Genomic DNA, 24838 nt, shown 5'->3' with positions numbered 1-24838 from the left:
CCCAACCGGAAGCGGCGCGGGCCCGCCGCCGCGAGGATGAAGGCGAGCCATACGACCGGGCGGAAGGTGGGGGCGTGCCGGAGGACAGGCGGCGGATACAGACGGCGGTACTGGGCGACGCGGACTCGGACGAGCCCCTGTTGCTGCCCCTGGAGGCGATCGAGTTGAGCGCCTTCCGGCGACGCCACCAGGACGACACGTACTGGTGCGGCCTCCTGCTCGGGGGCTGCGGCGGCCGACTGACCACCAAGTTGTACACCGATCGGGTGTGCCACTTTTCGCATCTGCCCGACCCCGACGGGGCGCCGCACGTGTGTGGGCGCCACGCCCGGGGCGTGTCCAGTGCCGACCACCTCTACGTGCGGTCCGCGACCGCCGCGTGGCTCGAAGGCCGCGGGGACCGGGCCGATTTCACCTTCGCCCGCCCCGACGGCGCGCCGATCGGATCGGTGGTCGACATCCGCTGGCGGGACGCCGCGTTACGCGTGCACCTGGACCGGGAGGTGCCCCCGAGATGGGACCAGGGCCACGAACCGGTGCTGGGCGTGTCGGTCCCGGTGGACCGCGACACCCTGGTTCGCCACCGGTACGTCCACCGGATCCGCCTGGACAGCGAGGGCACGACCCGCCGGGTCCGGATCGGCACCGAGGAGTTCGCCCGACCCGTCGAGTGGTTCGGCCTGGACGAATGCGCCACCACCGAACACGGACTCTCGACACCGGCCGTCGAGCGGATCGTCCGCTCCCGCAGGACGCCTCCACCCCTGCGGTGGCCCACCGGCGCGAAGGCCAGGAAGGGACCGGACCCCCACGCGCGAGCGCAGTCCCTGCTGCGCCGCCTCGCGGAGGCGCGCAAGATCGAGGCCGTGGTCGAGGTACACCGGGTGTGCTACGAGATCCGCATCCTGACCGGGGTGGACGACCGGACCCGGGAGCGGCTGACCTCCGAACTGGCGGACGCGCGCGCCTGGTTGGATCTTCAGATCGAGGTTCGCCGAGCGCTGTTCAGCCGCCTGGCCGAGGCGACGACCGGCCGCGACGCCGAGGAACTCGGTGTGCTCCTGGTTCGCGCCAACGCGACCGCCGGGTACGACCGCAACGACGAGGAGACGCGGATCGCGGACGCGGCGGCCGACCGCATCGCCGCGTTGCGGGAGGAGGGACGCGAGGCACAGGTGAACCCGTCCCGGCGGGTGCAAGCCATCATCGACGACCTTCGCCTCCCGGGTCGTTCCCTGTCGCCCACGCAGGTGGGCCATCGTGTGGAGCAGCTCGTGCGGGCGGCGACCGAGGCGGGATCCTTCCTCGCCCCACGCCAAGTGGCCGCGGTCGCCTACTGGAAGTCCCGCGCGGCCCTGGATCGAACCACCTCGCCCGCCGCGACGTCACCCTCTGCGCGGGCCGGGGGCGAGCGTCGGCCGACGCGGAAACGGACCTTGCAGGAACAGGTGGCCCGCCGGTTCTGGATCAAGGAGACATGCCCGCTGTGCCTGGCCGGCAAGGGCCGGGAGTGCGTGAACGTCGACCCGATCGGCACCGGGCAGGCGCGGCCGTTGCCCCACGACGAACGGCTGCGACCGATCCTGGACGAGCGCAAGGCCCGAGTCCTCGAACGCGACCGGGCCTCGTCGTCCCGACCGAGACGACCCGACGAGGTGGCCTGCCCCGACTGCGCGAGCGAACCCGGCGCGACGTGCACGACACGCCGCGGTCCCCATCGGGCGCGCGTCGAGCGGGCGAGGGAGCTCACCCGCCGGCAACGGGAACCACGAGAACCCGGCCCATGACGGGGCGACCGTGTCTCCGGGCTACGGGCGTTCGTGGACCATGACCGCGAATCGCGGCGAGTCGGCGAACGGCTGCGCGTCCCCGACGCGCCGGTACCCCCAGACCTCGTAGATCGCGAGGCCTTGTCGTGCGCCGGGTCGACGAACAGGCGCCCCCTCGACTCGGCCCGCGCGCCAAGGAGTTCGTCGTGCAACCGGCGGGAGAGGCCGACGCCGCGGTACGCGGGCAGCGGCATCAACTCGAACAGGCCCAGGGCTCGGCTGCCGGTCTCACGGGTGTACTCCTCGGGCAAGGGCTCGATCATCGGCCCCCACCAACGCGTCCGGGGACTCAGGGGAGCGGCGTACCGAATCCCGCCGGGGTTTCGCCGTCCCGGGCGACGACGGCGTACCAGTCGGTCCCGGAGGTGTGGCTCGCGGCCCGCGCGCCACCCCGAACCACGAACCGCCCGGCCCGGCGGGCGTAGCCCGGGCCTCCCTCGCCTCCGTCGTCCCGGGCGCCTGCCCCGTCCGGAAGTTCCCCGACCCCTGAATCGCCCACCACCGCAGGCCTTGGACCCCTTGGCCGCGACCGCGTGTGCCGCGTACGATCCCTCCCAAGTCACCCGGGCCGCGCCCGCGTGCCGGGCCGGCGGGGTCGACGACCACCATTGCCGGCTCCCTCGGCGGATCCATTCCCGCCGGCGCGCGTCGAGCACCGCGCCCGCCCCTCGCGGCCTCCCCACGGCCGCCGACACGAACCGCCCCCTCGCAACGCGCGGCCCGACCGGCCATTTTCCCACCCGTCGCCTCGGGTTCGCCCGCGACGGGCGTGCGCCCATGCCGTGACCACACCGGCCGGATGCGCCAAGCGCCACGCGAACGACCCCGCCGCCCCTCGTCGAGAGGTACACCATGCGATCAACCACGCCCCCACGCCGCAGACTTCGCCTTCTCGCGCTGCCGATCGTCGTCGCCTGGGCCTGCGTCGGATGCTGGCTCCTCAGCCCGGACACCACGAACTCCCAGCCCCAGCCCCGGCCCGCAGCCGCGCGCCACCAGGACCGGGCGCCCGCCACACCGGGGCCCGGCACGCCCACCCCGTCGTTCGCGCCCCCGGTCACCGCCGCCGAGGCGCGCGCCGTCGTCGAGGCGTACTACCAGGCCCGATCCCGATGGACCGATCCCTCGGACGTCACCGAGCTGGTGGCCTTCGAGGAAGGCAACGCGGCCCTGGTCAACCGCGGCGCGGCCGACCGGGTCCACCGCTACGGCGCCACCCGCACCGCGACCGAGGCGTCCACCTACCGCTACGCCACCGCCGTGAGCATCGACGTCCACCTGCCGCCGCCCACCACCCGAACCGGCGACCAGTGGTTCCTGGCGACCGTCGTCCAAAGGCCCTCGACCGCCACGAACAACGTCGTCCGCCGGCCCGAGTACCTGTGGTTCCACCGCGGCGCGGACCTCCGGTGGCGCACCGCGTGGTGGCTGATGCCGTTCGGTTGGCGCGGGCCCCACGACGTCGACCCGCCGGCGGTCGGCCCCGGCGGAACCTGGGTCCCGCCGACCGACCCGGCCGGACTCGCCACCGACCCCGCCGACGTGTGCCGCAAACTCGCCGCCACCCAGGACGTCACCAACCCCGCCTGGGAGCAGGGCGTTTCCTGGGGACCGGAAGTACGCCGTCGGCGATCCGACCTCGCCGGCCTCTGGGAGCCCCGCCAGCTCGGCCGCTTCCTCACCGGCGGCGGAACCCGATCGGTGGCCACCGCCGTGTGGCCGGCGCCGGTGGGCCAGGCCTGGCAACTCGCCGACGGACGCGTGATGGTCCCGTGCGCGATCACCTACGAACACACACTGCGCCCGGCTCCCGGGCACACGGTGGACCTGTGGGACACCGCGTTCGAGCAGACGATCGACCGCGGGCTCTCGACCCGATGGTCACGCTGGACCGCGACGTACACCCACCGATCCCTGGTCGTGATCCCCCGCAAGGGCGGCCGGGTCGATTACGCGATCGACGCGTCGTGGCCGCTGTGGGCCGACGGCGACCGGGCGCGATGACCCACCGTCGACATCGCGCCGCGGATACGACGACGGCCCCGTCCCTGCGGACCTACGCCTCGTCCGAAACCTCGACGAACAGGTCGGCCGCGCCCACGCCGAGAGCGTCGGCGACGGCCAGGATCGTGTCCAGGGAGGGGTTGCGCCGTCCGGCCTCGACACCCAGGTAGTAGGCCCGGTCGATTCCGGCGGCCTGGGCGACGTCGGATTGCCTGCGTTGGGCGCGCAGGCTTCGCAGACGGCGCCCGAAAACCTCGCGTTCCGCCGCGACGACGCTCGGCTCTGGATCGGGCGGGGCCGGGACGAGGAGCTCCGCCGCGGGCACGCCGAGAGCATCGGCGACGGCCAGGATCGCGTCCAGGGAAACGTCCTGCGCCCCCGCCTCGACCGCCGCGTAGTGGACTTCGTCCATTCCGGCCGCCCGGGCGACCTCGGTGGGCGTGCGTTCGGCGCGAATCAGCCGCACACGCCGTCCGACGGCCGCACGGCGCGCCGCGAGCGGGCGCGGCGCGGGACCGGGAACGAACAGCTCGGCCACGGGGACTTCGAGGGCGTGGGCGAGGTTCAGGATCTTGTCCAGCGACGTGCTGTGGCGACCGGTCTCGATCTTGCTGTAGTACACCGCGCCCATGCCGGCGGCACGAGCGAGCTCGTCCTGGGTGAGGTCCGCGCGCAGGGCCCGCAGACGCCGGCCGAACGCCTCGCGGCCTGCGACGACGGTGGGAGCGACGGCGGCATCGGACTCGGGATCGGGCATGCCGGAACGGTATCCCATCGAAGCAGCCCCTCCGTGTGTTGTCTATATAGAGATCTTGACATAGCATATAGACAACATTTGATCGGGAGGCGCACATGCCCATCCGGAACACCGGACAGAGCGTGATCGCGAACATCGAAACCGAAACCGAGACGGCCGAGCCGCTGCAACACGTCGTGCAGTTCTCCGGCGGCATGGGCTCCTGGGCCGCCACTCAACGCGTGGCGTGGAAATGGGGCACGGCGAACCTGACCCTGCTCATTGCCGACACCACGGTTGAAGACGACGATCTATGGCGCTTCGCCCGCGAGACCTCCGAGCAGGTCGGCGTTCCCCTCACCATCGTCCGTGACGGTCGCGCACCGTGGGACGTGTTCGAGGACGTCGGATTCATTGGGAACAATCGCGTCGCCCCGTGCACCAAGTTCCTCAAGCAAATCCCTTGCCGCAACTGGCTCAAGGCCAACAAGGACCCCGCCAATACGGTCCTCTACATCGGCCTCGACGACGGGGAACGCATTCGCCTCCCCGGCATCTGGTCCGCGTGGAAACCGTGGCGAACCTCGTTCCCGCTGCTTCGGCGCCCCTACCTGAACAAACAACAAATGATGGACTGGTCGCGTGCGCTCGGGATTGAACCGCCTCGGCTCTACGCCCAGGGCTTCTCACACAACAACTGTGGCGGCGCCTGCGTCCGTGCGGGACAGAAGCAGTGGAAGCACCTCTTCGAGGTCAACCCCGAGCGCTACCGCGAAAACGAACGCCGCGAAGAAGGCATGCGCCAGGAGCTCGGCCCCTACGCCGTTCTCCGCCGGACGCGCAATCGCGTCACCCGCCCACTGCCCCTCGCCGAACTGCGCCGCGAGGCGGAAGGCGGCTGAGCGGCGCCTCACCGGTCCCGGAACCACGTACGACGGTTCCGGAATCGGTGAGGCGCCCCGGACGACCGGCCGCCTTCGACACCCACAACCGGAGGCCCTCATGAGCAGCGACGACTCTCGCCTGATCCAAGCCCGCACGATCGACCCGAACTGCACGTTCAAGACGGACGCCTTGTTCGGTGACCTGCTGACCTGCGCCAACGTCGCGACCGCCGCACGGGTGGCCGAACACCTGCGCGGTCAGGGTACGTACGCGTATCACGCGCCGCGCATCAACGGGGACCGCGTCTTCTTCGACGTCGGCCGTCCCTGAACCCGACGCATTCCAGGTCGGTCCCGGTCGTCCGCCGCCAACGGGGCGACCGGGACCGGACTTGCCGGCCCCATCGGTTCGATCCGAAACCACCCGACCACGCGATACCAGGGAGCCTCGTGTCCGCCCGCCTGTGCACCCACCCGTCCCACACCTACGAGATCAACTCGACCCAGGGCCTCGTCGCCCAGGACACCACCGAGAGCATCGCCCCGCCGCCCACGGCGATCGACGCCTACATCGGCAGCGCGGCCGCCGGCGCGAGCCCCTGGTTCGCGGCCTGGACGGCCGACCCGCAGACCGGCCGCGACGTTCACTGCGCGATGTACACCGGGCTTCTGACCAGCGCCGCCGAGCGCCACCGCGAGAAGGAGGCGTCGTGACCACGCGCATCGTCCTGCACGTCGCGATGTCCGCCGCCACCGCCTTCGACGGCGACGCGGTGGTCGACGCTCCCGACGACTGGGACCGGATGACCGAGCACCAGCGGGACGACTGGGCCCGGAGCCACCTCCGGCGACACATCGAGAACTCGGTCGCCGCGTCATGGTGGGACGAAAGGGACGCGTGATGCGGTTCGTTCACCTCCTCGGGATGGCCTGCTCCGTGGTCGAGTTGGGCGTCCTGATCACACGTATTTGACCCCACCTCGCCAAGGCTGCGCCGGGGTCGCCGCGCACATCGACAGCCCCGGCCCAGGGGACGACGACCGCGTTCGCGACGCCGTCTGGGAATGCGACATGCACTGAACCGAAAGGCCGACCCGCCCGCCGGCGCCCGAACCCGCACCGGGGCCCGGGCGCCGGCCGTTCCCCTCGACCTACCCGACCGCACGAAGAGCCCGCCACGACGATCGGAAGCCGATCATGAGCGAAGAGACCGTCACTCCGGGGAACGTCACCCACCTCGGCGAACCCCTAACCCTCACCCGGACCGGACAGTGCACCTGGACGGCGGGAAACGGCATCACCCTGACGTACCGCCCGAACATGATCTGGGCGGCCACCGCCGGACCCCACACGACCATCGGCGCCACCGCACAGGACGCCCTCGACTCCCTCACCATTCACCGACGCCGAACCACCGGCCACGAAGCGGCACTCCGGCGGATGAGCCACGGCCGGCTCTTCGCCCGGCAGATGAGCCGCTACCTCCACATCGGCCCCGGCAGCCGCCGCTTCCGCCGACCCGAAGGAGACCTCCACAAGACCATCATCCGCACCGCGATCGAGGCCACCCGCCCCGCCGAACACGGGCTGCACCCCGAGCACATCGAAACCGCCGCGCGACCCGCGATCGGCGCGCTCCTGGCCTGGGAACGACACATCACCGGCCGCCAAGCCGACGCCCGCGTCCTGCGCCACGCCCACGCCCTCGGCCCCCGGGCCGTACTCGGCCTCCTCGGCGACATGGTCGACGCCGGCGTCACCACCGTCGACGACGGCGCTGCATGGTTCGCCGACATGAGCCACTCCCTCGCCCCCGACGACCCCCGCCCCGCACGCCCGGGCGCGAACACTCCTCGGACGCCGTAGACCCGCACCCCACCGGCGCTGCCGTCGAGCGGCCTTCCGTTCTGGCCCCGTCCGAGGCCGATCTGCGCACCGTCGCCACGATCGACGCCGACGACGTCGACACCATCGACCACAAGGCGATCGACGCCGCCCTCGAACGCCTCCTCAAGACCCACTTCCCCGCCCTGAGGGATCGCGTCATCGAACTGGAGGAGGCACTCGGAGCCTGGGACGACGAAGCTCACGAACGCTGGATCGCCCGGCAGGAAGCCGAGACGGCGATGCGTTCTATCGACTTCCGCAACGGCGCGGCGATGGAGTTCGAACCGGCTCGCGAGATGGTCGCCCATTGGGTCGGCGCAGCCCGAGCCATGCTGGACGACGCGGCGAACTACACCCAAACGCCCGTCGAGTTGACGGTCAAGGTCGCCGAGAGCCCCGAACAGTACGCGTTCATCCTCCAGCGGGTGGCCCCCGGCGCCCTGACCCCGCACCAGGCCCGGGAGGCCGCCGAAACTGAGCGGGACGCCGCACTCGCCGAGATCGAACGATGCGGAAGTCCCTGGCACACGAGGCAGCCCGGCCAAAGGACGCGGTGATGTGGTTCCCGCGGACGAGCGGGAGTCGAGTCGAAGCGGCCGAGAGATCGTTGTCGCGTTGATCGGAAGAACCTCGTCGCAATCACCGTCGATACGGACGGAGAGGCAGCGGCCTTCATCTTGACCCTGCACGTGTTCTCCGCGTCGTTCTCTCCTGACCCGGAGAATCACGTCATCGGGCGCCGTGCGTGCGTCCGACGGTCTGCGTGTGCGCGTGGTGGGGTGTGCGACGCTCCAGGCATGACTGTTGCGTCGATTCTCGCGGTGGCCTGTCGGCGGTACGGCTTCGATTCGGACGCGGCGGAGGTGATCCGCATGGGGGAGAACGCCCTGTATCGATGTCCCGGTGGTGTGGTCGTGCGTATCGCGCGTGCCGGTCAACAGGCGTCGGCCGCCCGGGAGATACGGGTGGCGCGCTGGCTCGCGTCGCACGGGATACCCGCGGTCGAGGCGCTCGAGGTCGACCAGCCTCTGGTGGTCGAGGATCGGCCCGTGACGTTCTGGCGTGAGCTTCCCGCGCATCGCGCGGGTACGCCCGTGGAGATCGCGGTGTTGATGCGCCGCCTGCACGACCTGCCCGTTCCCCGAGACGAGGGTTTCGGGGTGCTGGCCCCCTTCGTGCGGCTCACAGAGCGGCTGTCCGCGGCGACGGTGATCGACGCGGACGACCGCGGCTGGTTGCTCGATCGCCTGGCCCACCTCACGGCACAGTGGGAAGCCGGGTTGCCGGCGGGTCTTCCGGAGGCGGCCGTGCATGGTGACCTGTACGGCGGCAACGTGGCGGTGGACGCGACCGGGGTGGGCCGATTGTTGGACCTCGAACGCTTCGCGGTGGGGCCGCCCGAGTGGGACCTCGTGTCGACCGCGATCGGATACACGTCCCTGCGCCAGATCTCCGCTGCGGACTACGGGGCGTTCGTCGCCGCGTACGGAACCGACGTCACGGCCTGGAGCGGGTATGCGTTGCTGCGGGACATCCGCGAATTGCGCATGACGTCGTACGTGATCCAGCTGGCCTCGGAGAATTCCGTCTACACGCGCGAGGCCCGGTGGCGCGTCGATTGTCTGCGCGGGCGCAACGGCCCGCGACCGTGGACCTGGACGCCGTGTCCGTGAGGCGGTCGAAAGCGCGTGGGCACGCCGGGCCTTGTCACGACGACGGCGTGGCGGTCACGCCGTGACGACGGCCTTGATGCGTTCGCGCAGGGCGATGATCTCGGGCACGCGTCGATGGGAGGCGGACGCGCTGAACAAGTCCCCCATGTCCCAGGCGGCGCGCTTGGAGCGCAGTCGGTCCACCTCGTTCAGGGCCCGGTGCCCGATCGCGGCGGCTTCCCGGGGGTCGCCGGTGATCATGGTGAGCGTCGCCAACTTGGTGCCGCTGAACGCGCGGGAGCGCACATAGGCGTCGGTGTGTCCGTTGATGGCGGTGACGAAGCGTTCGCTCGCCTCCTTCGTGGACTGTCCGGGCAGGACCGCGATGTCGAATGCGGCGTGGGCGGTGTCCCCGTGGTGTTGCGCGTTGTCGTAGTACGCCATCCACGGGGGGTCGTTGTCGTCGGCGCCGGCGTGCGCGAACGCGTCGTCCGATGCGCCGATCGCGGCCAGCGTCGCCTGACGGTCGCCCATCTTCGCCAGTGCCCGTGCGCGGGCGTTGTGTACGGCAGCTCGTTCGCGCGGGTTGAGCCGGTCGGCGCGCACCAAGGCCTGCTCGGCATGGGTGAGGCCGTCGTCGGGGCGTCCGCACCAGATGGCGTGCCGCGCCCGCCAGTTCAGCGCGTGCGCCCGCAGGTGCCAGTCGTCGGCCTGCTCGGCGCAGTCCGTGGCGAGCGTCAGCAGGGCTGCGGCGTCCTCGTGCTCGAAGGCGTCGAACGCCGAGGCCCCCAGGACGGCCGCCATGTGCCCGACGGCCGTGAACAGGGCCGGGCGCAGACGAGGCGGGCAGGGGAGGTCGAGCAGACCTCGCGCCCAGCGCAGTTGTCCGATGGAGGCATTGCGCACGATGCCGCCGCCGCCGTAGAGGTTGTCCCACCCCGCAAAGGTGGTGGACGCGGTCCGCACCTGTTCGACGTCGCATCGGGTCACGCGTGCGGGCAGGGGCGTTCCCGCGTGGGCGAACGCATCGGTGAACGCGGTGGGGGTGAAGGCGGCCAGTCCGCCTACGGCCAGAAAAGCGCGACGTTCCATGGCACTTGCACTCCGATCCGAACAGTCCGAACAGGTGGGTGACGCATGTTGGAGGATGCCCGCCGAGGCGGGCGTCGAGCCCTGCAGGGACGAGCCGGCGGCGAGGCTGTCCGCATCCGGGTGCCGGCACGAGTCGTCCTCCACGCGTCGCCAAAGCCGTCGCAGCGCCCCTCCGGCGTCCAGGACATCGTCGAGACGGGCGGCCAGCACGGCGTTGCAGGGACGTTCGTCCTTCTCGATGCGTTCGATCGAGGTGCCGCTGAGGTGCACGGTCTTGCCGAGGGCGGTGGAGGACAGGCCCCGGACCCGGCGCCAGTTGCGTAACTCCACGCCCCACCACGCGCGGACCGAGACGGTGTCGTCGAGGGGTTTGGGCTTTTGTGACATGGGCTCCCCCGGTCGGTCCGATGCGGACAACGTGGTCGGCGTCTCATTGTCCGCATCGCCGACCATCGATGTGCGGGGTTTGTCTGGATTTCGCGTTGCACGTGGAGAACGATTGCCGAGACGGCGAAACGGGGACGGCGGCGCCCGGACGTCGCCGTCGGGCTATTGCGGCGCGCCGCGGGTCGTGGCCAGGAAGGCGTTCCACGCGCCGGCGTGCACGTGGAGATGCGGTCCGCCCGGGTTCTTGGAGTCCCGGACGCCCACGGCGTGAGGGTCGAGCGGCGCGCATTCCACGCACTCGCTCTGGGGCGAGGCGCTGTAGCTGCTCTTGCGCCATCGGTTCGTCTGCTCGGCCACTGGATCCTCGCTAGTTTCGCTGGTGGATGGTGCGGGCCTCGGCGATCAACTCGGCCGAGGAGGTCGTGTCCAACGCCTTGCGGCGCAGGGATGCGAGGGCGCGCGTGTATGCCGTCGCCTGGTGTTCCTCGAGGAGGAGGCGGCCGCTCAGGGTCTCCACGAACGCGGTGTCGAGCGCGGCGTCGGATCCGCCGTACACGACGAATCCGTGCAGGGCTGCGGCGTGGGCGCCGGCGGAGAACTGCAGGACCTGGATGGTGATGTGGGGTTCGCGGCCCCGGTCGAGCAGGTGGTCGAGTTGCGCCACCGTCACCTCGGGGCTGCCCACCCTGCGGCGGATGATGCCCTCGTCCAGGACCACGGAGTACGCGGGAGGGGAGGGGCGGTCCAGGATGAGCTGCCGTTGTCCTCGCACGCGCACGTACCGGTCCAGTGCCTCGGGTGAGAGCGCCGCGCCGGGGGCCGCCTCGATCGCCCGGGTGTACGCCTCGGTCTGCAGGAGGCCGGGGACGATGCCCACCGAGTGTTGGCCGATGCGGGTCGCCTCGTTCTCCAAAGCGAGCAACAGCCGCATATGTTCGTCGAGTTCGCCGGCGTGGGGCAGCCACCACGCGTCGGTGACCCGGCTCTGCTTGGCGAGTTCGATCAGTGCCTGGCGTTCCCGGTCCGGGGCGTCGTACACCCGACACAGTTGATCCACGTGCCCCCATCGCACCGTGCATCGCGCACGTTCGTATCGGGAGACCGTGGCCTTGGACAGGCCCGCGCGTTCGCCCGCCTGTTCGGCGGTGAGTCCGCTGGCGCCGCGCAACGCCGCCAGGCGCAACCCGAGTTGTCGCCGTCGAGCCGTCGGTTCGGAACCGACCTTCGGACCGTTCATGAGACTCCTTCGCCTGGACAGTGTCTCCAAGGGAGCGGTCACAGGGGAAGTTACAGGGTGGAACAGGCCGGAAGGGAGGGCGCGAGAGGCCCATGCGGACACTTCCGCCGTGAGCGTTCCATCGGATCGGCCACACGCTGAATACTCCGGACCGTCACCGAAACGGACGTGCTCCACGACGTCGCGTGATCACAAGTCCTCAGCGGGAGAGGTCGTCGTTGTGTCCGAGATCGAACCGTCGTCCGCGAATCGTACGCGCACCTCGGAATGGCGCGAGGAGGGCACGGCGAAGGCCGTCGGTCGACTCCGCCGTGCAGCGGTCGCGGAACTGAGCCGCTGGGGTGTCGCCGAGGACCTGGTCGAGTGCGCCGAACTCGTCACCTCCGAACTGCTGTCGAACGCGCTGTGCCACGGGGGCGGGGCCGCTGCGGGGCTGCTGCTGACCGTGCGTCAGTACGGAGCCGTGCGGCTGCGCGTCGAGGTGTGCGACCACACCCGTCGTCGGCCGCGGGTCCTCGGCGACGGCGACGAATCGGGTCGCGGGATGGTCCTGGTGGCGGCGTTGCCCGGCTGTTGGGGGGTGGACGATCGCACCGACGGCAAGATCGTCTATTGGGAGAACGTCGATGCGTCCGGCAACCCCTCGGCCGGCCGCACCCACCGTCCGGGCGCCGTCGGGGGCTCGGGGCACGACGTTCCGCCCGTCGTCGCCCCCGTGTCGCTTCACCGCGTGGATCGGTACCGCAACGGCCACTCTCGAATACGGTCCCGGACCCCGGCCACCGTGCTCGCGGGGCACCCCGCGTAAGAAGACGGTCGGCCGTCCGCCCCGAGACCGCCGGCGCCAGCCCGCACCGGCGCCGGTGTCGGAGCTCGCGGCCCCCACGTGTGGGGGTGCGCGCCGCGAGTCGGGTCGCCGGGAGGGAACCTTCCTTTCCTGGCGACCGCCCCGCGGTCCGGAGCCCTGTCCGGAGCGCGGTCGGTTCCTCCCGTCGGGCCCACCCGCCCGGCGGCCCCGGCCCCCGCACACCGCGCGATCCGCGGTGTGCGGGAGGACCGGCCGACGCGGCCTCGTGAGCCGCCGGACCGCGTCGGCCGGGACGACTTCGGTCCGCGCCCGTGGCGGTCCGAGGGGCAGGTGGTGGAACGTCCTCCCCGTAGACGCTCCACCACTCGCCACCTCCGCTCGGCGCGCTCCCCACGAAGGGGTCGAGCGCACGACGGGGAAAGGTGGGGCCGCCGACGACGCCGGCCCCACGGGTGGTGGCACGAGGCGTCTCGTGCCACCACCCCGACGACCTCGATCCGACTCGATCCGAAGGGAAAGCACACGTGGACACCTCCGTGGACGTCGGGGACGTCCCGCACCCGGCCGACGGTGTGCGGGCCCGCATCGAGGCCGTGGTGCCGGGATCCCTGCCGAGGTGGACCGAGCTCTTCTCCTCCGGTTCCGGGACGGTGTGGGAGTGGTGCGGCGCCTCGGTCACCAACGTGGAGCGTGACGTGCGCGACCTGTTGGCCGAGGAACTGGGCGAAACCGCGAACTCGATCCCGTCACACCGCATCGCCGCGTTGGCGGGCGCCATTCGTGGACGGCTCGCCGCCGACCGATACATCACGCTGGTGCTCCATCGCCTCGCCTCGCAGCGCGGGCGGGACCGCGTCGGCGTGTGGGTGTGCTCGCGAGAGGAATTCGCCTTCCACAGCATTCCGTTGGCGGCCGCCTGGGTCGACTACCTCGCCCTCGCGTACGACGGCGTGACGATGGGAATCGATCGCCCTCTGGCCCTCCTGGGCGCCGAACCGGCCGGGTCCGAGCAGGGACGGGCCGCGTCGTGACCACCATGGCGCGGGTCGCCGAACTCCTGCGGCCCGGAACGGATTCCCGCACACCGGTGGCGTGGGACGTGCGCGTCGGGGGCGCCGCCTGCGAACAGGCCCGGCTGCCCGCCCTGGGCGAGCGGGTGTTCGAGGTGTCGCGTGCCCAGAAACGCCCGCGCTCGTGAGGGACGTCATTGTGTCCTCGCACCCGCCGATCTGGCCCGGCGGAACGTGGCGACCGTGGCGCCGTCCGCCGGAGCGGCCCGACGATCCGCCGCCGGCGCCCGAATCCTCGGCCGGCGAACCCTGCTTCGCGCTGCCGATCCGTCCGCGCACCCCGCAGTCCCCGCACCGGTCCGCCGCCGTCGCGTCCACGACGCACCCGTCCCGACGGCCTTCGCCCAGCGAGGTCGGTGCCCGGATGAGCGCCTACTACCGCGGCGTACGCGCAGCCGCCGAAACCATCGACCCCCGGGAAGCCCCGTGACCGCACCCCAGTCGCCCCACGCGCTGCTCGCCGACCTCGCCGACCTGCCGGGGGTCCGCCTCGCACAGCTCGTCACCGACGACGGTTTCACCGACATCTGCGTCGGCCGCGACCTCCACACCGAAACCGCCCCCACCCCGCACGTGATCGACACCCTGGCCACCACGTGCGCCGGCGTGCACAAACTCGCCGCGGCACTGTCCCCGGCCCACACCCTCGACTGCGGCCCCCTGGCCCGCCACACGGTCGAGTTCGAACGCGGATACCTCGTCCTGGTCCCCGTGTCGGGTCCCGCACTCCGCACGCTCGTCGTGGTGACCCGCGCCGACATCGACCACCACAAGATCGGGGAGGCCACCACCCGCACCGCCGCCCTCCTCGCCACCGTCCTGGCACCGAACCCCCGGCGGACCGCGTGAACACCGCGTCCGCACCCCACCTCCTCCCGGACCCGACCGCCCGTGCCCGCGGCCACCGCCCACGGCACACCGACATGCGCCGCCCGATCCGCCCGGCGCCCCGACCGCAGTCGCCCGGCCCACACCCGTCGACGCCCGGACGACCACGCCCACGACGCACCGCGGGATCCGATTCACGCCTCGGACGAGTTCGGCTGTGCGCCCCCTCACCCCGAACACCGAAACCGCGAGACGTCGGACCACCCTGCCGACAGCACCCGACCACCGCGAACGTTCCTGCGGCCCGGCGCCGGCCCACCACCCCGAGGAGGGACCTCATGACCGACCATCACGTACCCGCAGAACGGGAAACACACCAACCGTCGGGAGTCGACACCACGCGACCGACACCGGCCCGCATGTACGACTACTACCTCGGCGGCAAGGACAACTTCGCCGTCGACCGCGAGGCCGCGGAGCGCGTCCTGGCCGCGAGTGCGGGGGTTCGCGAAGCGGCATGGGGGAACCGGCGGTTCCTCCAACGCGCCGTGCGGTGCCTCGCCGACGAGGGGATCGAGCAGTTCATCGACCTCGGCGCCGGTCTGCCCACGGTGGGCAACGTGCACGAGATCGCCCAGGCGGTGAACCCCGACGCGCGGGTGGTCTACGTGGACAACGACCCGGTGGTGCTGGCGCACGGGCGAGCCCTGCTCGCCGGCGGCGCGAACACCACGGTGATCACCGGCGACATGCGCCGACCCCACGACATCCTTGGGCACCCCGACACCATGAGGCTGATCGACTTCCGCCGCCGCGTCGCGGTGCTGTTTGTCGCCACCCTTCATTTCGTTCCGGACGAGGACGAACCGTACGACCTCGTACGTGCCTACCGCGAGACGATGGCCGCGGGCAGTCACCTGGTGATCTCGCACGCCACCACCCAAGGACCGTCCGCCGACCAGGTCGCCGCGGTCGAGGACGCCTACGAGAACGCCACCGCGCGGGTGACGATGCGCTCCGAGACGGAGATCTCCGCGTTCTTCGACGGATTCGACCTCCTGCCACCGGGCCTGACCCGCCCCGACCTGTGGCGCCCGGACCCGGCGCAACCCACGCACACGCACCGGCCCCGCGGCCGTGGGCAACCCGCGGGCACGGACTGGCTGTTCGCGGGTGTGGGCCGACGCACCACGACCTGAACGACCCAGCCCTGCCGACCGCAGCGAGGCACGACCCCTGCGGCGGCCCCGGTGTTCCGGGCGGCGACCGGCAGTACCGCCGTGATTTCCCCGCCCGCCCCACCGAGCCCCCGTTCCGTTCCCGACCCCGCGCACCGCGCGATCCTCCGGAGCACACCAGCGATGACCGCTCTCCCGTCCGGACCGGACACCACGGTCGACACCCGAAACGCCCTACGACACTCCGATTCGGCCACACCGTCCCGGTGCAACAGGAGAGGGGCCGCGTCGTGACGACCATGTCGAGCGTCGTCGAACTGCTGCGTCCCTGCGGAGATCCCATGACGTGGGTGGTGTGGGACGTGCGGATGGGCGGCACGGGCGCCGCCGTGCTGACCCGCAGGGAGACGCCAAGGGGGCACGCGCCGCGCCGGATTCGGAAGGTGCTGCTCGACGATCGGCAGGACTGCGCGGTGGCGATCGCCGCCTGCGAACGGGCCCACCAGCCCGCTCTCGGCGAGCAGGTGTTCGCGACGGCCGTCGCCGACCTCGACATCCCCGCGAGGGAACTCGACCACCTGGTCGGGGAGTTGCTCGGCGACGACTACACGGGCGTCGACGCGATGCCGTCGGCGGGTGAACGACCGTGACCCCCACCCCGCACCGGCCCGGCCCGGTCGTCACCGTGTCCACCGGCCCCCACAAGGGTCTGCATCGGCTGACCCTGGGTCCGCGTGGACGTGCGAGTACCCCGCCCGAAGCCATGACGTTGAACACCGCGCAGGCGTGCGCGGCGGCCGAGGCCCTGCTGAAGTCCGTGCCCGACGCCGCCCGCGCGGCCGTGCTGCGCCGTTGCGGACCCCCGTCCCACTGAACCTCGATCAGCCCTCGATCCGATATCCCACCGGGGCTGAGCCACCTCTTTTGTTCGTTCGTGTCGTGCCGGAGGTCCGCATGTCCGTGTCACCCGTCGCCGGGCCGGTCGTTACCCGTGAACAGCTCGCCGAGGCGACCCCTTTGGGGGCCTTGCCGGTGATGCCGGTCGTCGTCGACTGGTATGCGTCCGGTTTCGTCCCCTCGCGCACCGCGAGCACCACCATCCTGCGGTCGTCCCGTGACCTGGGCCCCGTCACCGCGCGGCCCGCGCCCACGGTCGCGCGTGCCCTGGAACTGGCGCGGACGGCCGGTCCGCAAGGGCTCGCGTACCTGCCCGCGGCCCGCAGCCGGCAGGCACTGGGCGCGGCCCTCGCGGTCAGCCGCCTCCTCAGGACGATCCCGCCCCGAACGCTCAACCGCTCCGCGCACGCCACTGCCAGGGCGCACGCGCCGCTGATCGCACCGGCACCCGTGGCGATCACGCCCGCGACGCACGCCGTGTGGTTCCCGCACCTGGTCACCATCGACGCGCGCGAGCACGTCGTGTGGGAGCTGATGCGACCCGACCAACTGCGCGCGTGGGCGGGAAGACCCCCACGCGAGATGCCCGCCGCCGACCTGGCGGCCCTACTGCCGGCGTTCCTGCGCCTGCGCGCAGTGAGCCGGGCTGGCCGGCTGGGCGAACTCGGCGCGGACGGCCACCGGGCCGCGTCGATCCTCGCCGTGCACCCGTTCACCGTCTCCCTCGTCTGGCGCCACCCCGACCTCTTTCGGCGCCTGGCCGAACGGATCACCCGAGTCGCCGCCCCGACCGCGTGATCCGCACCCCCCACCGGAGTCACCACCATGCGTCCGTCGAGCACCCCGCCCCTGCGCGTGGGTCTTCTCGCCACCTTCCCGGCGGTCCTGCGCGAACTCCACGAGATCTGCGCGCTTGCCGGTCACGCACCCGTGGTCCACGCCACCCACACCCCCCGACCCGTCGGCGGGCTGCACGACGATCGCCTGACCGAGATCCACCGCAACGCGCCCGGACGCCACGCGATCGCAGAGCCGCCGACCCTTCTCGCCGCGCGTATCGAGCCGCTGCACCTGGACGTCCTTCTCTGCCACGGCTACCCCACCCGACGTCCTCGCCGCCACCACGCACGGCGTCGTGAACCTGCACGCCGGCGACCTGCCCCGACACCGCGGCCCCTGCCCGATCCCCTCCGCCCTGCTGCAGGGCGACCCGACGGTCAGGGCCACCGCCCACCGGATGACCACCACCTGCAACCAGGGCCCGGTCCTGGCCCGCAGCGACCCGATCGTCCTGCCCGACTGGTTCGACCCCCACCGCCTGTGGCGCGAGATCACGACCGCGACCCTGCGCCTGGCCCCGCGCGCCCTCGACGCCGTCGCGGCCGCGGACCCCGGCCGCGAACAGGACGAGGCGACCGCCACTCGCGCCCCCCGTCCCGACAAGGGCCTGTGCCGGCTCGACCGCGCCCGCAGCGCCCACGACATCCACAACCAGGCGCGGACCCTGCATTACCTCGGCTGGCCCGCGATCACCGACATCGACCGCGTCGCCGTCCGCGTCGTCCGCACCCGGCTGACACCCGGCCCGATCCGCATCCCGTGCGCGAAGGGCCGCCTGTGGGCGGACGCGATCCTCCCGCTGGACCCACGCCCCGACGATGACGCACCCGCCCCCGCAAGCCGCCACCCGCGCGCCGCGACCACACGGCCGTGCCCCACCCTCGCGCACCCGAAGGGAGACGCCATGGCGGTACGGCGCCGTCCGCCCGCCGACGGCCCGGAGGAGCACCGGCTCCACCTGGCCATTCTCGAACTGCACGCCCGCGGCCTGGGCTTCGCCGACATGCGGGAGGCACTGGGCCTGAGCGAGTCGCTGCTCGCCCGCGCCAGACGCAACCTCCTCGATGTCCACGACGCCACCACCCTCGACCAGGCCATGGTGACCGCCGCCTGCGACGTGAACCTGCCCGCGGCGCGGCACGACCCGCCCCGACCTCAGCCGCCCACCCTCGGGGACAGCCACCGCATCGTGCTCACGGCCTGGGCCCGAGGGCACACCCGACGACGCATCCGACACGAACACGGCCTCGACACAGACGCGTACGCACACGCACGCGCCGAACTCCTCGATCTCCTCCGCGCCACCGACCGCACCGAAGCCCTGCTCCACGCACTCCGATGGCACCTCCTCGACTCCGACCTCGGACCGGCACCACCGCTCCCGCATTCCTGAAGGAACTTCCGTTGTCATTACCGTCCCTCGCCTCCCGCGTCGACGTCCCGCCGACGCTCCACCCCCGGCGCGCGTACCTGTATCTCGTCCTCGCGTTCGCCGCGGGATGCGGCATACCCACGCTGCTCGGCCTGCGTCGCCTGCGCCGTACCGCCGCCGACGCCGTCGGCGACCTGCACCTGTCCCCGGTGCTCGTCCTCGCGATGACCATGGTGTTGCTCGCGACCCCGGCCGTGTTCCCGGCCGTGCGGGTACATGCCTGCCGCCGCAACGACCACGCGCTCGCCGTCGCCTATCTGGCGATCGTCACCGTCCTGCTGGTGGCCACGGGCGATATCGTCCCGCACGGGGCGCGGCGCGTCGGCGGCGTCATCGCCTTGACGCTCACCCCGACGCTCGTCCTCGCAGTCCTGTATTGGCGGGCCCGGCCGCTGCCCCCGCGCGCACGCCACCGTTTCATGGTGCTTGCGGGTCTGGGGCTGGCCCTGGCCGTGTGTGGGTACAAACCCGCCGCCGCGGTGGGCGTGACCGTGACCGTCGTGGCGATCGTGGCCCTGGTCCTGCGCCTGATCGACGCGCCGCGACCACCGCTGCTCTTGCCCCCCGCGCCGGCCGTAAGCGTGGTGCACCACGACGGCCTGGCCGTTCGGGTGGAGCGGCCACCAACCCTGGGCGGGGAACTCGGGCGCGGCGCCCGCGCCTACCTCACCGGCGTCGTCGGCCTGATGATCGCCATGATGCTCGCCTCGGGCACCGGCGCGCTGATCGCGGGCCTGCCCGACGACGCCGACAAGCAACGCGCCGCGCTGGCCCTGGACGAGATGGACATCCCCCTGCGGATAGCCTCCGTCACCTGGACCTCGATCGTCGAGACGCTGGTGCTGATAGTCCTGGTCGTGGTGCTGTTGGAACGCGCCCGCCGACCGCTCACCGAGATCGTCGCCGTCGCCGCCCTGGGCCGCGTCCTGGTGCACCTGTACGCGGGCACCGCCTCGTTGATCATCGCGGCCCTGGTCCTGGGCGGCCTGTCGGTGCTGCTGTACCGCCGGACCCGACTGGTCGTCCCGCTGATCGCCGGCCACCTGACCTTCGACTCCGCCACCGTGTTCGCCCCCGGGGCGGTGTTGCCGATGTTCCTCGCCGGCCTCGCGATGTTCGTTCTTGCCACCGGCCTGCGCTACGGCCGGCTCACCCGGGCCGGTGACGCGTGAGACGACCGCCCGAGGTCACCGTCGTCCTGGCCGTGCTCATCGTCGGCTCCGCTGTCATCACCGGTGCCATGGACCCGATCCGCGCCCCCAACCCGTCCGCGCCGCTCACTCGGTGGCGGGTCCACCACAGCCCCGGCGCCGGGCCGTCGACCGCCTCCGACAACAGCGATGCCGTCTCGCCCTGTCGACCGCATCCTCCGGCAGGCGGATGCAGGAGAAGCGGATGACGGCCCCCACACCGTGGCAACTTCCGCCGCCGCGGATTCCTTTGGTCGATCGGGATGCCCAACGCGACGACCTCGACGCCCGTCTGTCCCTCGCCGGCGCAACCGGCCGGCCCACGCGTTACCTCGTCACCGGGGTTCCCGGCGTCGGGAAGACCGCGTTCGCGGTCGACTGGCTGAACCGGCTGGGCGCACGGTTCCCCGACGGGCAGCTCTACGCCGACCTGCGCGGCGGCGACAGCCGGCGGCCGGACGGGACGCGGGAGGTGTTGGCGGGGTGGGTCGGTGCCCTGGGCGCGCCGAGCGTGCCCGAGCACATCGACCACCTCGTGGGCCTGTATCGGAGCCTGACGCGCGGGCGACGCATGGTCGTCCTGCTGGACAACGCGGGCACCGAGGATCAGGTCCGGCCGCTGTTGCCCGCCGGGGACAGCCTCACGGTGATCACCGCCCGTCGGCGCCTGCCGGGCCTGGCGCTCGACGGGTACCACGGGATCGAACTCGCGCCGCTCGACCCCGAACACGACGGGCTCGCGCTCTTCGCCGCCGTCCTGGGGGCGGGCCGCGTCGAGGCCGAGCCGGACCACGCCCTTCGCATCGTTTGCGGCTGCGGGGGCCTGCCGCTGGCGGTGTGCCTGACCGCGGCCGAATACGCGAGCCGACCGCATCGGCCCCTTCGTGATCGCCCCCACCACGTGGAAGGAATCGACACCATCACCGACACCATCGACGACATCGTGGCGGCACTGCCCGACGATGCCAAGACTCTGTTCGCGCGCCTGGGCCTGCACCCGGGCACGACGTTCACGCCGTCCGCGCTCGCCGCGCTCGCCGGTGTGCGTCGCGCCGACGTCGACCCGCCGATCCGCACGCTCCTGGACCGGCAACTGCTCGCGCCGGGCCCCGCATCCTCCGGTGGGGAGACGTTCGTCCTGCCCGAGGTGGCGCGGCACCCCGCGGCGGCCGCCTCGCGCGCCCTGCCCCAGGAGGAACAGGACGACGCCCGCCGGGGCCTGTATCTCGGCTACTACGTCGCCACCGCCTCGGTCGCGGCGCAACTGCTCGAACCCGAGCGGGAGTTCGCCCTGAACGACCCGTTCCCGTCCGCCACGACCGAATACCTCGACGACGTTGCCGCCGCCCGGGAGTGGTTCGACGGCGAGCACGCCGCGCTGACGACGATCATCCTCGTCGGTTGCGACGACGGATGTCCCGAGGCCGTCCACCTGCTCGTGGACCGCCAGTGGTCGTACTGGCTCCAGGTCCGGTCCGGAGACCACGTGGTGACCGCGCATCGGGCGGGGCTGCGGGCCGCGCGCCTGTGCGGCGATCACGATGCCGTCGGACGCATGCTCACCTCGCTCGCGCTCGTCCTCCCGGCCCCCGAATCGACCGAGGCCCTCGACCTCCTCACCGAGGCCGAGAACCTGTTCCGCGCCGGGGGCAAAGACCTGTTCGCCGCCCGTACGCTCCACTACCGAGCTGTGGTCCTCACCAAGGCCCACCGGCCCGACGAGGCGGCGGCGGCCCATGGCGAGGCGATCCCCGAATGCGTGCGGCTGGGTGAACCCCGGGTCGCGGGCCTGGGACTCGAACGCCTGGCCCGGTGGGCGCACCGCAAGGGCGACCACGGGACCCCGGCGGTGCTCGCCGCCGCGCTCGCCGCCGCCGCCCACAGCCTTCTGACGACCGCCCGCGATCCGATGAACACCGCGCTGGCGGCCCTGACGTGGGCAGAGGTCGAACTCGCCTGCGGTCGGCGGGACAACAGCAAGAAACTGGTGTCCGCCGCGGAACGGACCCTGCGCCGGCACTACCCGCGACAGGTTCCCGGTGCCTGCGACCGGCTCGCCCGCTGGGCCGACGCGATCGGCGACCCCGCCCGGGCCACGGCATACCGCGTCGAGGCCGCGGCCCTGCGCGCACAGGCGCACGACGGCGCATCGGGCGGGACCGCGTGAACCCCCGACCGCTCGACCGGCACACCGGCGCGTCGGCCACCGTCACGGACGCCCTCCTGGGCGTCACCACGTCGGTGGTCGCCCTGGTCGACGACCGCTTCCCGACCGGGAATCACGTCGTGCCCCTCGGCCACGCCGCCGGCGGCACCCGCTTCGTCGGGTGGGACGCCGACCCCGAACCCTGGAACTGGGGCCGGACGTTCTTCCCGGACCGCGACGCCCTCGCCGCGTCGCTGCATCCCGGTGTCCTGGGCATCGCCCGCCTGCCCCGCCCCACCGACGGGCCCACCATCGCCGCCCTCCTCACCACCAGCCGCGACCTGCCCCGCCCCACCCCGGCCCTGGTGTCCCCCACCTACAACAGCGGATACGTCGACGGCGCGTTCGACGGTTACGCGCGCCGTCCGTGGTTCCTCGCCCAACCGGCACACCCCGACGGGCGCCTGACGGTGTGGGAGACGATGCCACCGCACTGCTGCGAGGCGTGGGGCAGCGCGGACCCGCCACTCGACGACGACGACCTGGCGCCGCTCGTCGACGACTGGAGCATCGCCCACGCCCTCCACTTCGACGGACGTCTGGCCACCGTGGGCCGAGCCGGTGCCGAAGCCGCGCGGATCCTGGAACGAGAACCCTTCGCGCTGCGCACGATCGTCGGCTCCTGGGACCTGTTCTGCGAACTGGCGCACGCCCTGCGCACGCGACCGCGACTCGGTGCCCCCGCGCGACTCGAAACCGCCCAGGCGCCCCGACTTCCCGGAGAACCCTCGTGAGCGTCGTGCCGGCCGAACCCCTCCCGCGTCGCGTCACGATCGACGGACCCCCCGCCGCCGGTACGACCACCCTGGCGATGGGCCTCGCCGAGACGTGGAGCACCGACCCGGGTCACCGCGGAACGGTCGTGCTGGACACGCGCCTGACGTATGTCGCCGCCGCGTGGGTCCTGAGCCGCGAACCCGACCTCACCCCGACCGAGTTCACCGTCCGGTTCCTCCACCTTCCGGCGTTGTGGCACGGCACCGCCACGCAGGATCCCAAGGAGCCTCTGGTCCTGATGTGGGACGACCAGCCCATCGCCGACCGACTGCACCGGGAGGAAGCGGCTGCCCACCTGCCCCTGATCGAGGACAGCGATCTCTGGCGCGATCCGATCCTGGCCATACACACGAACCTGATGCGCCGGGCCGCGCCGTACGACGCGGTCGCCGTCGGCCGCGACACCGGCATCACCCAGGAACCGGCACCCGACCTCGCCGTCTACCTCACCGCCGACACGCCGATCGAACCCGAGACGCCATGCGACGTGCGCGTACAGACGGCACTCGCCGCCCGGCCACGCACACTCCGCATCGACACGACCCACCTGCCGCAGGCCGCCGTCCGAGCCCGCGTCCTCGACGCCCTGGCCCACGACAGGCAACAGACATTCTCCGCGGACGGGACCGGCGGAGGATCGCCGAACGCCTCCCGCACCCCGTCGTCGCTCTCCGACTGCCCCACCGAACGGAGGAACCCGTGACCTGGGAAGAACACGCCGCGCGACTCGCCGATACCGTCGTGCACCCCGCATCCCGCTGGCACGAGCCGATCGCGACCACACCCCGGCACGCGTTCGTTCCCCATTGGTGGACGTGGACCGATCGGGGCTGGACACTGCGCGACACCGCCGGCGACCCCGCCACCGCATACGAGGACCGCACGCTGGTCACCCGCGTCGGCACCCTGCACGCCGACCACGCCACACCCGGCGACCACCCCACCGGTCGGCCGACGTCCTCGTCCACCCTGCCGACGCTGCTCGTGGACATGTACCGCCAAGCCATGATCGGCGACGACGACCACGTGGTGTGCGTGACCGGCACCGGATACGGAACGGCCCTACTCGCGCGGCGACTCGACGACCGCCGCGTCACGAGCGTCGACGTCGACCCCCACCTGGTCGCCACCGCGAAGAACCGCCTGGATCGGATCGGGTTGCGGCCGCGGGTGCTGGAGTGCGACATCACCGGCCTCCTGCCCGTCGGCTACGGCTCCGTCGACCGCATCGTGTCGACGATCGGCCTCCGCGGCATTCCGAAATGCTGGCTCGACGCGCTCGCCTGGCCCGGCCGGCTGGTCACCACCCTTGCCGGAACCGGCCTGATCATCGCCGCCGACACGACCGAGGACGGCGGCGCCGTCGGCACGATCACCGCCGACCGCGCGAGCCTCACGCACACCCGGACCGGCGACGACTACCCGCCCCCACCCGACACCGACCCCGCCCGAACCGACGACGGAGACGACGTCGGCACCGGCCGATACCCGGTACTGGACATCCGCCGGCGCTGGGAGGTCGGATCCGCCCTCGCGCTCCGTACCCCCGGAATCGAACACGACTACCACGAGGACCCCGACGGCGTGCGCACCGCGATCATGACCCACCCGGACGGGTCCTGGGCACGCGCCACCGGACGCCGGAACGAGACCCCCACCGTCCACCAGAGCGGCCCGCGGCGACTGTGGGACGACGTCGACGCCCTCCGCCTCGACTGGCTCACGGGCGGCGAACTTCCCGGCCACGGCGCGAAGGTCGTCATCGACCCCGACGGCACCATGCATCTCGGCCACCGGACATGGCGCACCACCATCGCGCCCGCAACGGCCGCATGACCGGCGCTCCACAGGCTGCTTCGCGGGACTGTCACACATGCGACAGTCCCGCGAGCACCCCCCACGGC

At 72.1% G+C, this 24838-nt stretch carries 26 protein-coding genes and 1 pseudogene; 23 read left to right on the top strand and 4 right to left on the bottom strand.

Annotated features, from left to right (window positions below):
• Positions 1-74: 74 nt before the first annotated feature.
• Together ACFZBU_RS39490 and ACFZBU_RS39485 are read left to right on the top strand one after the other, a co-directional pair.
• Positions 75-1787, top strand: a complete 1713-nt coding sequence (locus ACFZBU_RS39490) for a hypothetical protein (RefSeq protein ID WP_391588592.1) — start codon at positions 75-77, stop codon at positions 1785-1787.
• Between the two features lie 894 nt (positions 1788-2681).
• A complete protein-coding gene (locus tag ACFZBU_RS39485) occupies positions 2682-3833 on the top strand; it encodes a hypothetical protein (RefSeq protein WP_391588591.1) in 1152 nt (383 codons plus the stop codon).
• Between the two features lie 52 nt (positions 3834-3885).
• On the opposite strand, the gene ACFZBU_RS39480 is transcribed toward ACFZBU_RS39485, so the two are convergent.
• Positions 3886-4590 carry a helix-turn-helix domain-containing protein gene (locus ACFZBU_RS39480; protein ID WP_391588590.1) on the bottom strand — a complete coding sequence of 235 codons (705 nt, stop codon included), beginning with the start codon at positions 4588-4590 and terminating at the stop codon, positions 3886-3888.
• Positions 4591-4685: 95 nt separating this feature from the next.
• Here ACFZBU_RS39480 and ACFZBU_RS39475 point away from each other — a divergent pair, with 95 nt between their 5' ends.
• The 7 genes from ACFZBU_RS39475 (at position 4686) to ACFZBU_RS39445 (ending at position 9013) form a co-directional block, all read left to right on the top strand.
• Entirely contained in the window at positions 4686-5471 is a 786-nt protein-coding gene (locus ACFZBU_RS39475; protein WP_391588589.1) for a hypothetical protein, read from the top strand.
• A 100-nt stretch (positions 5472-5571) separates the two neighbouring features.
• Positions 5572-5784 (top strand): hypothetical protein, encoded by a 213-nt coding sequence (locus tag ACFZBU_RS39470; RefSeq protein ID WP_391588588.1) that lies wholly within the window; start codon positions 5572-5574, stop codon positions 5782-5784.
• A gap of 119 nt (positions 5785-5903) precedes the next feature.
• Positions 5904-6167, top strand: coding sequence for a hypothetical protein (locus tag ACFZBU_RS39465; protein ID WP_391588587.1), 264 nt, complete (start codon positions 5904-5906; stop codon positions 6165-6167).
• A complete protein-coding gene (locus ACFZBU_RS39460; protein ID WP_391588586.1) occupies positions 6164-6355 on the top strand; it encodes a hypothetical protein in 192 nt (63 codons plus the stop codon). Before ACFZBU_RS39465 ends, ACFZBU_RS39460 begins: the two co-directional genes overlap by 4 nt.
• A 295-nt stretch (positions 6356-6650) precedes the next feature.
• Positions 6651-7319, top strand: a complete 669-nt coding sequence (locus ACFZBU_RS39455) for a hypothetical protein (RefSeq protein ID WP_391588585.1) — start codon at positions 6651-6653, stop codon at positions 7317-7319.
• Positions 7235-7897 carry a hypothetical protein gene (locus ACFZBU_RS39450; RefSeq protein ID WP_391588584.1) on the top strand — a complete coding sequence of 221 codons (663 nt, stop codon included), beginning with the start codon at positions 7235-7237 and terminating at the stop codon, positions 7895-7897. Before ACFZBU_RS39455 ends, ACFZBU_RS39450 begins: the two co-directional genes overlap by 85 nt.
• A 240-nt stretch (positions 7898-8137) precedes the next feature.
• Positions 8138-9013, top strand: a complete 876-nt coding sequence (locus ACFZBU_RS39445) for a phosphotransferase enzyme family protein (protein ID WP_391588583.1) — start codon at positions 8138-8140, stop codon at positions 9011-9013.
• 54 nt (positions 9014-9067) lie between these two features.
• Here ACFZBU_RS39445 and ACFZBU_RS39440 read toward each other — a convergent pair whose 3' ends face one another.
• The 3 genes from ACFZBU_RS39440 to ACFZBU_RS39430 form a co-directional block, all read right to left on the bottom strand.
• Positions 9068-10471 carry a helix-turn-helix domain-containing protein gene (locus tag ACFZBU_RS39440; protein ID WP_391588582.1) on the bottom strand — a complete coding sequence of 468 codons (1404 nt, stop codon included), beginning with the start codon at positions 10469-10471 and terminating at the stop codon, positions 9068-9070.
• A 162-nt stretch (positions 10472-10633) separates the two neighbouring features.
• Positions 10634-10828 carry a DUF397 domain-containing protein gene (locus tag ACFZBU_RS39435; RefSeq protein ID WP_391588581.1) on the bottom strand — a complete coding sequence of 65 codons (195 nt, stop codon included), beginning with the start codon at positions 10826-10828 and terminating at the stop codon, positions 10634-10636.
• 10 nt (positions 10829-10838) lie between these two features.
• Positions 10839-11708 carry a helix-turn-helix domain-containing protein gene (locus ACFZBU_RS39430; protein ID WP_391588580.1) on the bottom strand — a complete coding sequence of 290 codons (870 nt, stop codon included), beginning with the start codon at positions 11706-11708 and terminating at the stop codon, positions 10839-10841.
• Positions 11709-11928: 220 nt separating this feature from the next.
• Here ACFZBU_RS39430 and ACFZBU_RS39425 point away from each other — a divergent pair, with 220 nt between their 5' ends.
• The 14 genes and pseudogenes from ACFZBU_RS39425 to ACFZBU_RS39360 all read left to right on the top strand — a co-directional run bounded on the left by ACFZBU_RS39425 (position 11929) and on the right by ACFZBU_RS39360 (position 24770).
• The gene (locus ACFZBU_RS39425; protein ID WP_391588579.1) at positions 11929-12516 is read left to right on the top strand and encodes an ATP-binding protein; all 588 of its coding nucleotides are present in this window, start codon (positions 11929-11931) and stop codon (positions 12514-12516) included.
• A gap of 524 nt (positions 12517-13040) precedes the next feature.
• Positions 13041-13547 carry a hypothetical protein gene (locus ACFZBU_RS39420; protein WP_391588578.1) on the top strand — a complete coding sequence of 169 codons (507 nt, stop codon included), beginning with the start codon at positions 13041-13043 and terminating at the stop codon, positions 13545-13547.
• Complete coding sequence (locus ACFZBU_RS39415) at positions 13544-13714, top strand: hypothetical protein (RefSeq protein WP_391588577.1); 171 nt, start codon at positions 13544-13546, stop codon at positions 13712-13714. The genes ACFZBU_RS39420 and ACFZBU_RS39415 overlap by 4 nt, the downstream gene beginning before the upstream one ends.
• Positions 13715-14012: 298 nt before the next feature.
• Entirely contained in the window at positions 14013-14435 is a 423-nt protein-coding gene (locus ACFZBU_RS39410; protein WP_391588576.1) for a roadblock/LC7 domain-containing protein, read from the top strand.
• Between the two features lie 317 nt (positions 14436-14752).
• Positions 14753-15613 carry an SAM-dependent methyltransferase gene (locus ACFZBU_RS39405; RefSeq protein ID WP_391588575.1) on the top strand — a complete coding sequence of 287 codons (861 nt, stop codon included), beginning with the start codon at positions 14753-14755 and terminating at the stop codon, positions 15611-15613.
• 269 nt (positions 15614-15882) lie between these two features.
• Entirely contained in the window at positions 15883-16242 is a 360-nt protein-coding gene (locus ACFZBU_RS39400) for a hypothetical protein (RefSeq protein ID WP_391588574.1), read from the top strand.
• On the top strand, positions 16239-16466 hold the full coding sequence (locus ACFZBU_RS39395; protein WP_391588573.1) for a hypothetical protein: 228 nt from the start codon (positions 16239-16241) through the stop codon (positions 16464-16466). Before ACFZBU_RS39400 ends, ACFZBU_RS39395 begins: the two co-directional genes overlap by 4 nt.
• 80 nt (positions 16467-16546) lie before the next feature.
• Positions 16547-17287 carry a hypothetical protein gene (locus tag ACFZBU_RS39390; RefSeq protein WP_391588572.1) on the top strand — a complete coding sequence of 247 codons (741 nt, stop codon included), beginning with the start codon at positions 16547-16549 and terminating at the stop codon, positions 17285-17287.
• Between the two features lie 313 nt (positions 17288-17600).
• Positions 17601-18722 (top strand): annotated as a pseudogene (locus tag ACFZBU_RS39385) (formyltransferase family protein); the annotation flags it as partial.
• An 11-nt stretch (positions 18723-18733) separates the two neighbouring features.
• Positions 18734-19933 (top strand): hypothetical protein, encoded by a 1200-nt coding sequence (locus ACFZBU_RS39380; protein WP_391588571.1) that lies wholly within the window; start codon positions 18734-18736, stop codon positions 19931-19933.
• A 223-nt stretch (positions 19934-20156) separates the two neighbouring features.
• A complete protein-coding gene (locus ACFZBU_RS39375) occupies positions 20157-22118 on the top strand; it encodes a hypothetical protein (protein WP_391588570.1) in 1962 nt (653 codons plus the stop codon).
• Complete coding sequence (locus tag ACFZBU_RS39370) at positions 22115-22891, top strand: hypothetical protein (protein ID WP_391588569.1); 777 nt, start codon at positions 22115-22117, stop codon at positions 22889-22891. The genes ACFZBU_RS39375 and ACFZBU_RS39370 overlap by 4 nt, the downstream gene beginning before the upstream one ends.
• A complete protein-coding gene (locus ACFZBU_RS39365) occupies positions 22888-23637 on the top strand; it encodes a hypothetical protein (protein ID WP_391588568.1) in 750 nt (249 codons plus the stop codon). Before ACFZBU_RS39370 ends, ACFZBU_RS39365 begins: the two co-directional genes overlap by 4 nt.
• Positions 23634-24770 carry a protein-L-isoaspartate O-methyltransferase gene (locus ACFZBU_RS39360; protein ID WP_391588567.1) on the top strand — a complete coding sequence of 379 codons (1137 nt, stop codon included), beginning with the start codon at positions 23634-23636 and terminating at the stop codon, positions 24768-24770. The genes ACFZBU_RS39365 and ACFZBU_RS39360 overlap by 4 nt, the downstream gene beginning before the upstream one ends.
• Positions 24771-24838 lie beyond the last annotated feature (68 nt).

Source organism: Embleya sp. NPDC008237 (assembly GCF_042956465.1).
Taxonomy (GTDB): domain Bacteria; phylum Actinomycetota; class Actinomycetes; order Streptomycetales; family Streptomycetaceae; genus Embleya.
Note: the sequence above shows the minus strand (reverse complement) of the source record. Positions and strands in the feature narration are given on the sequence as shown.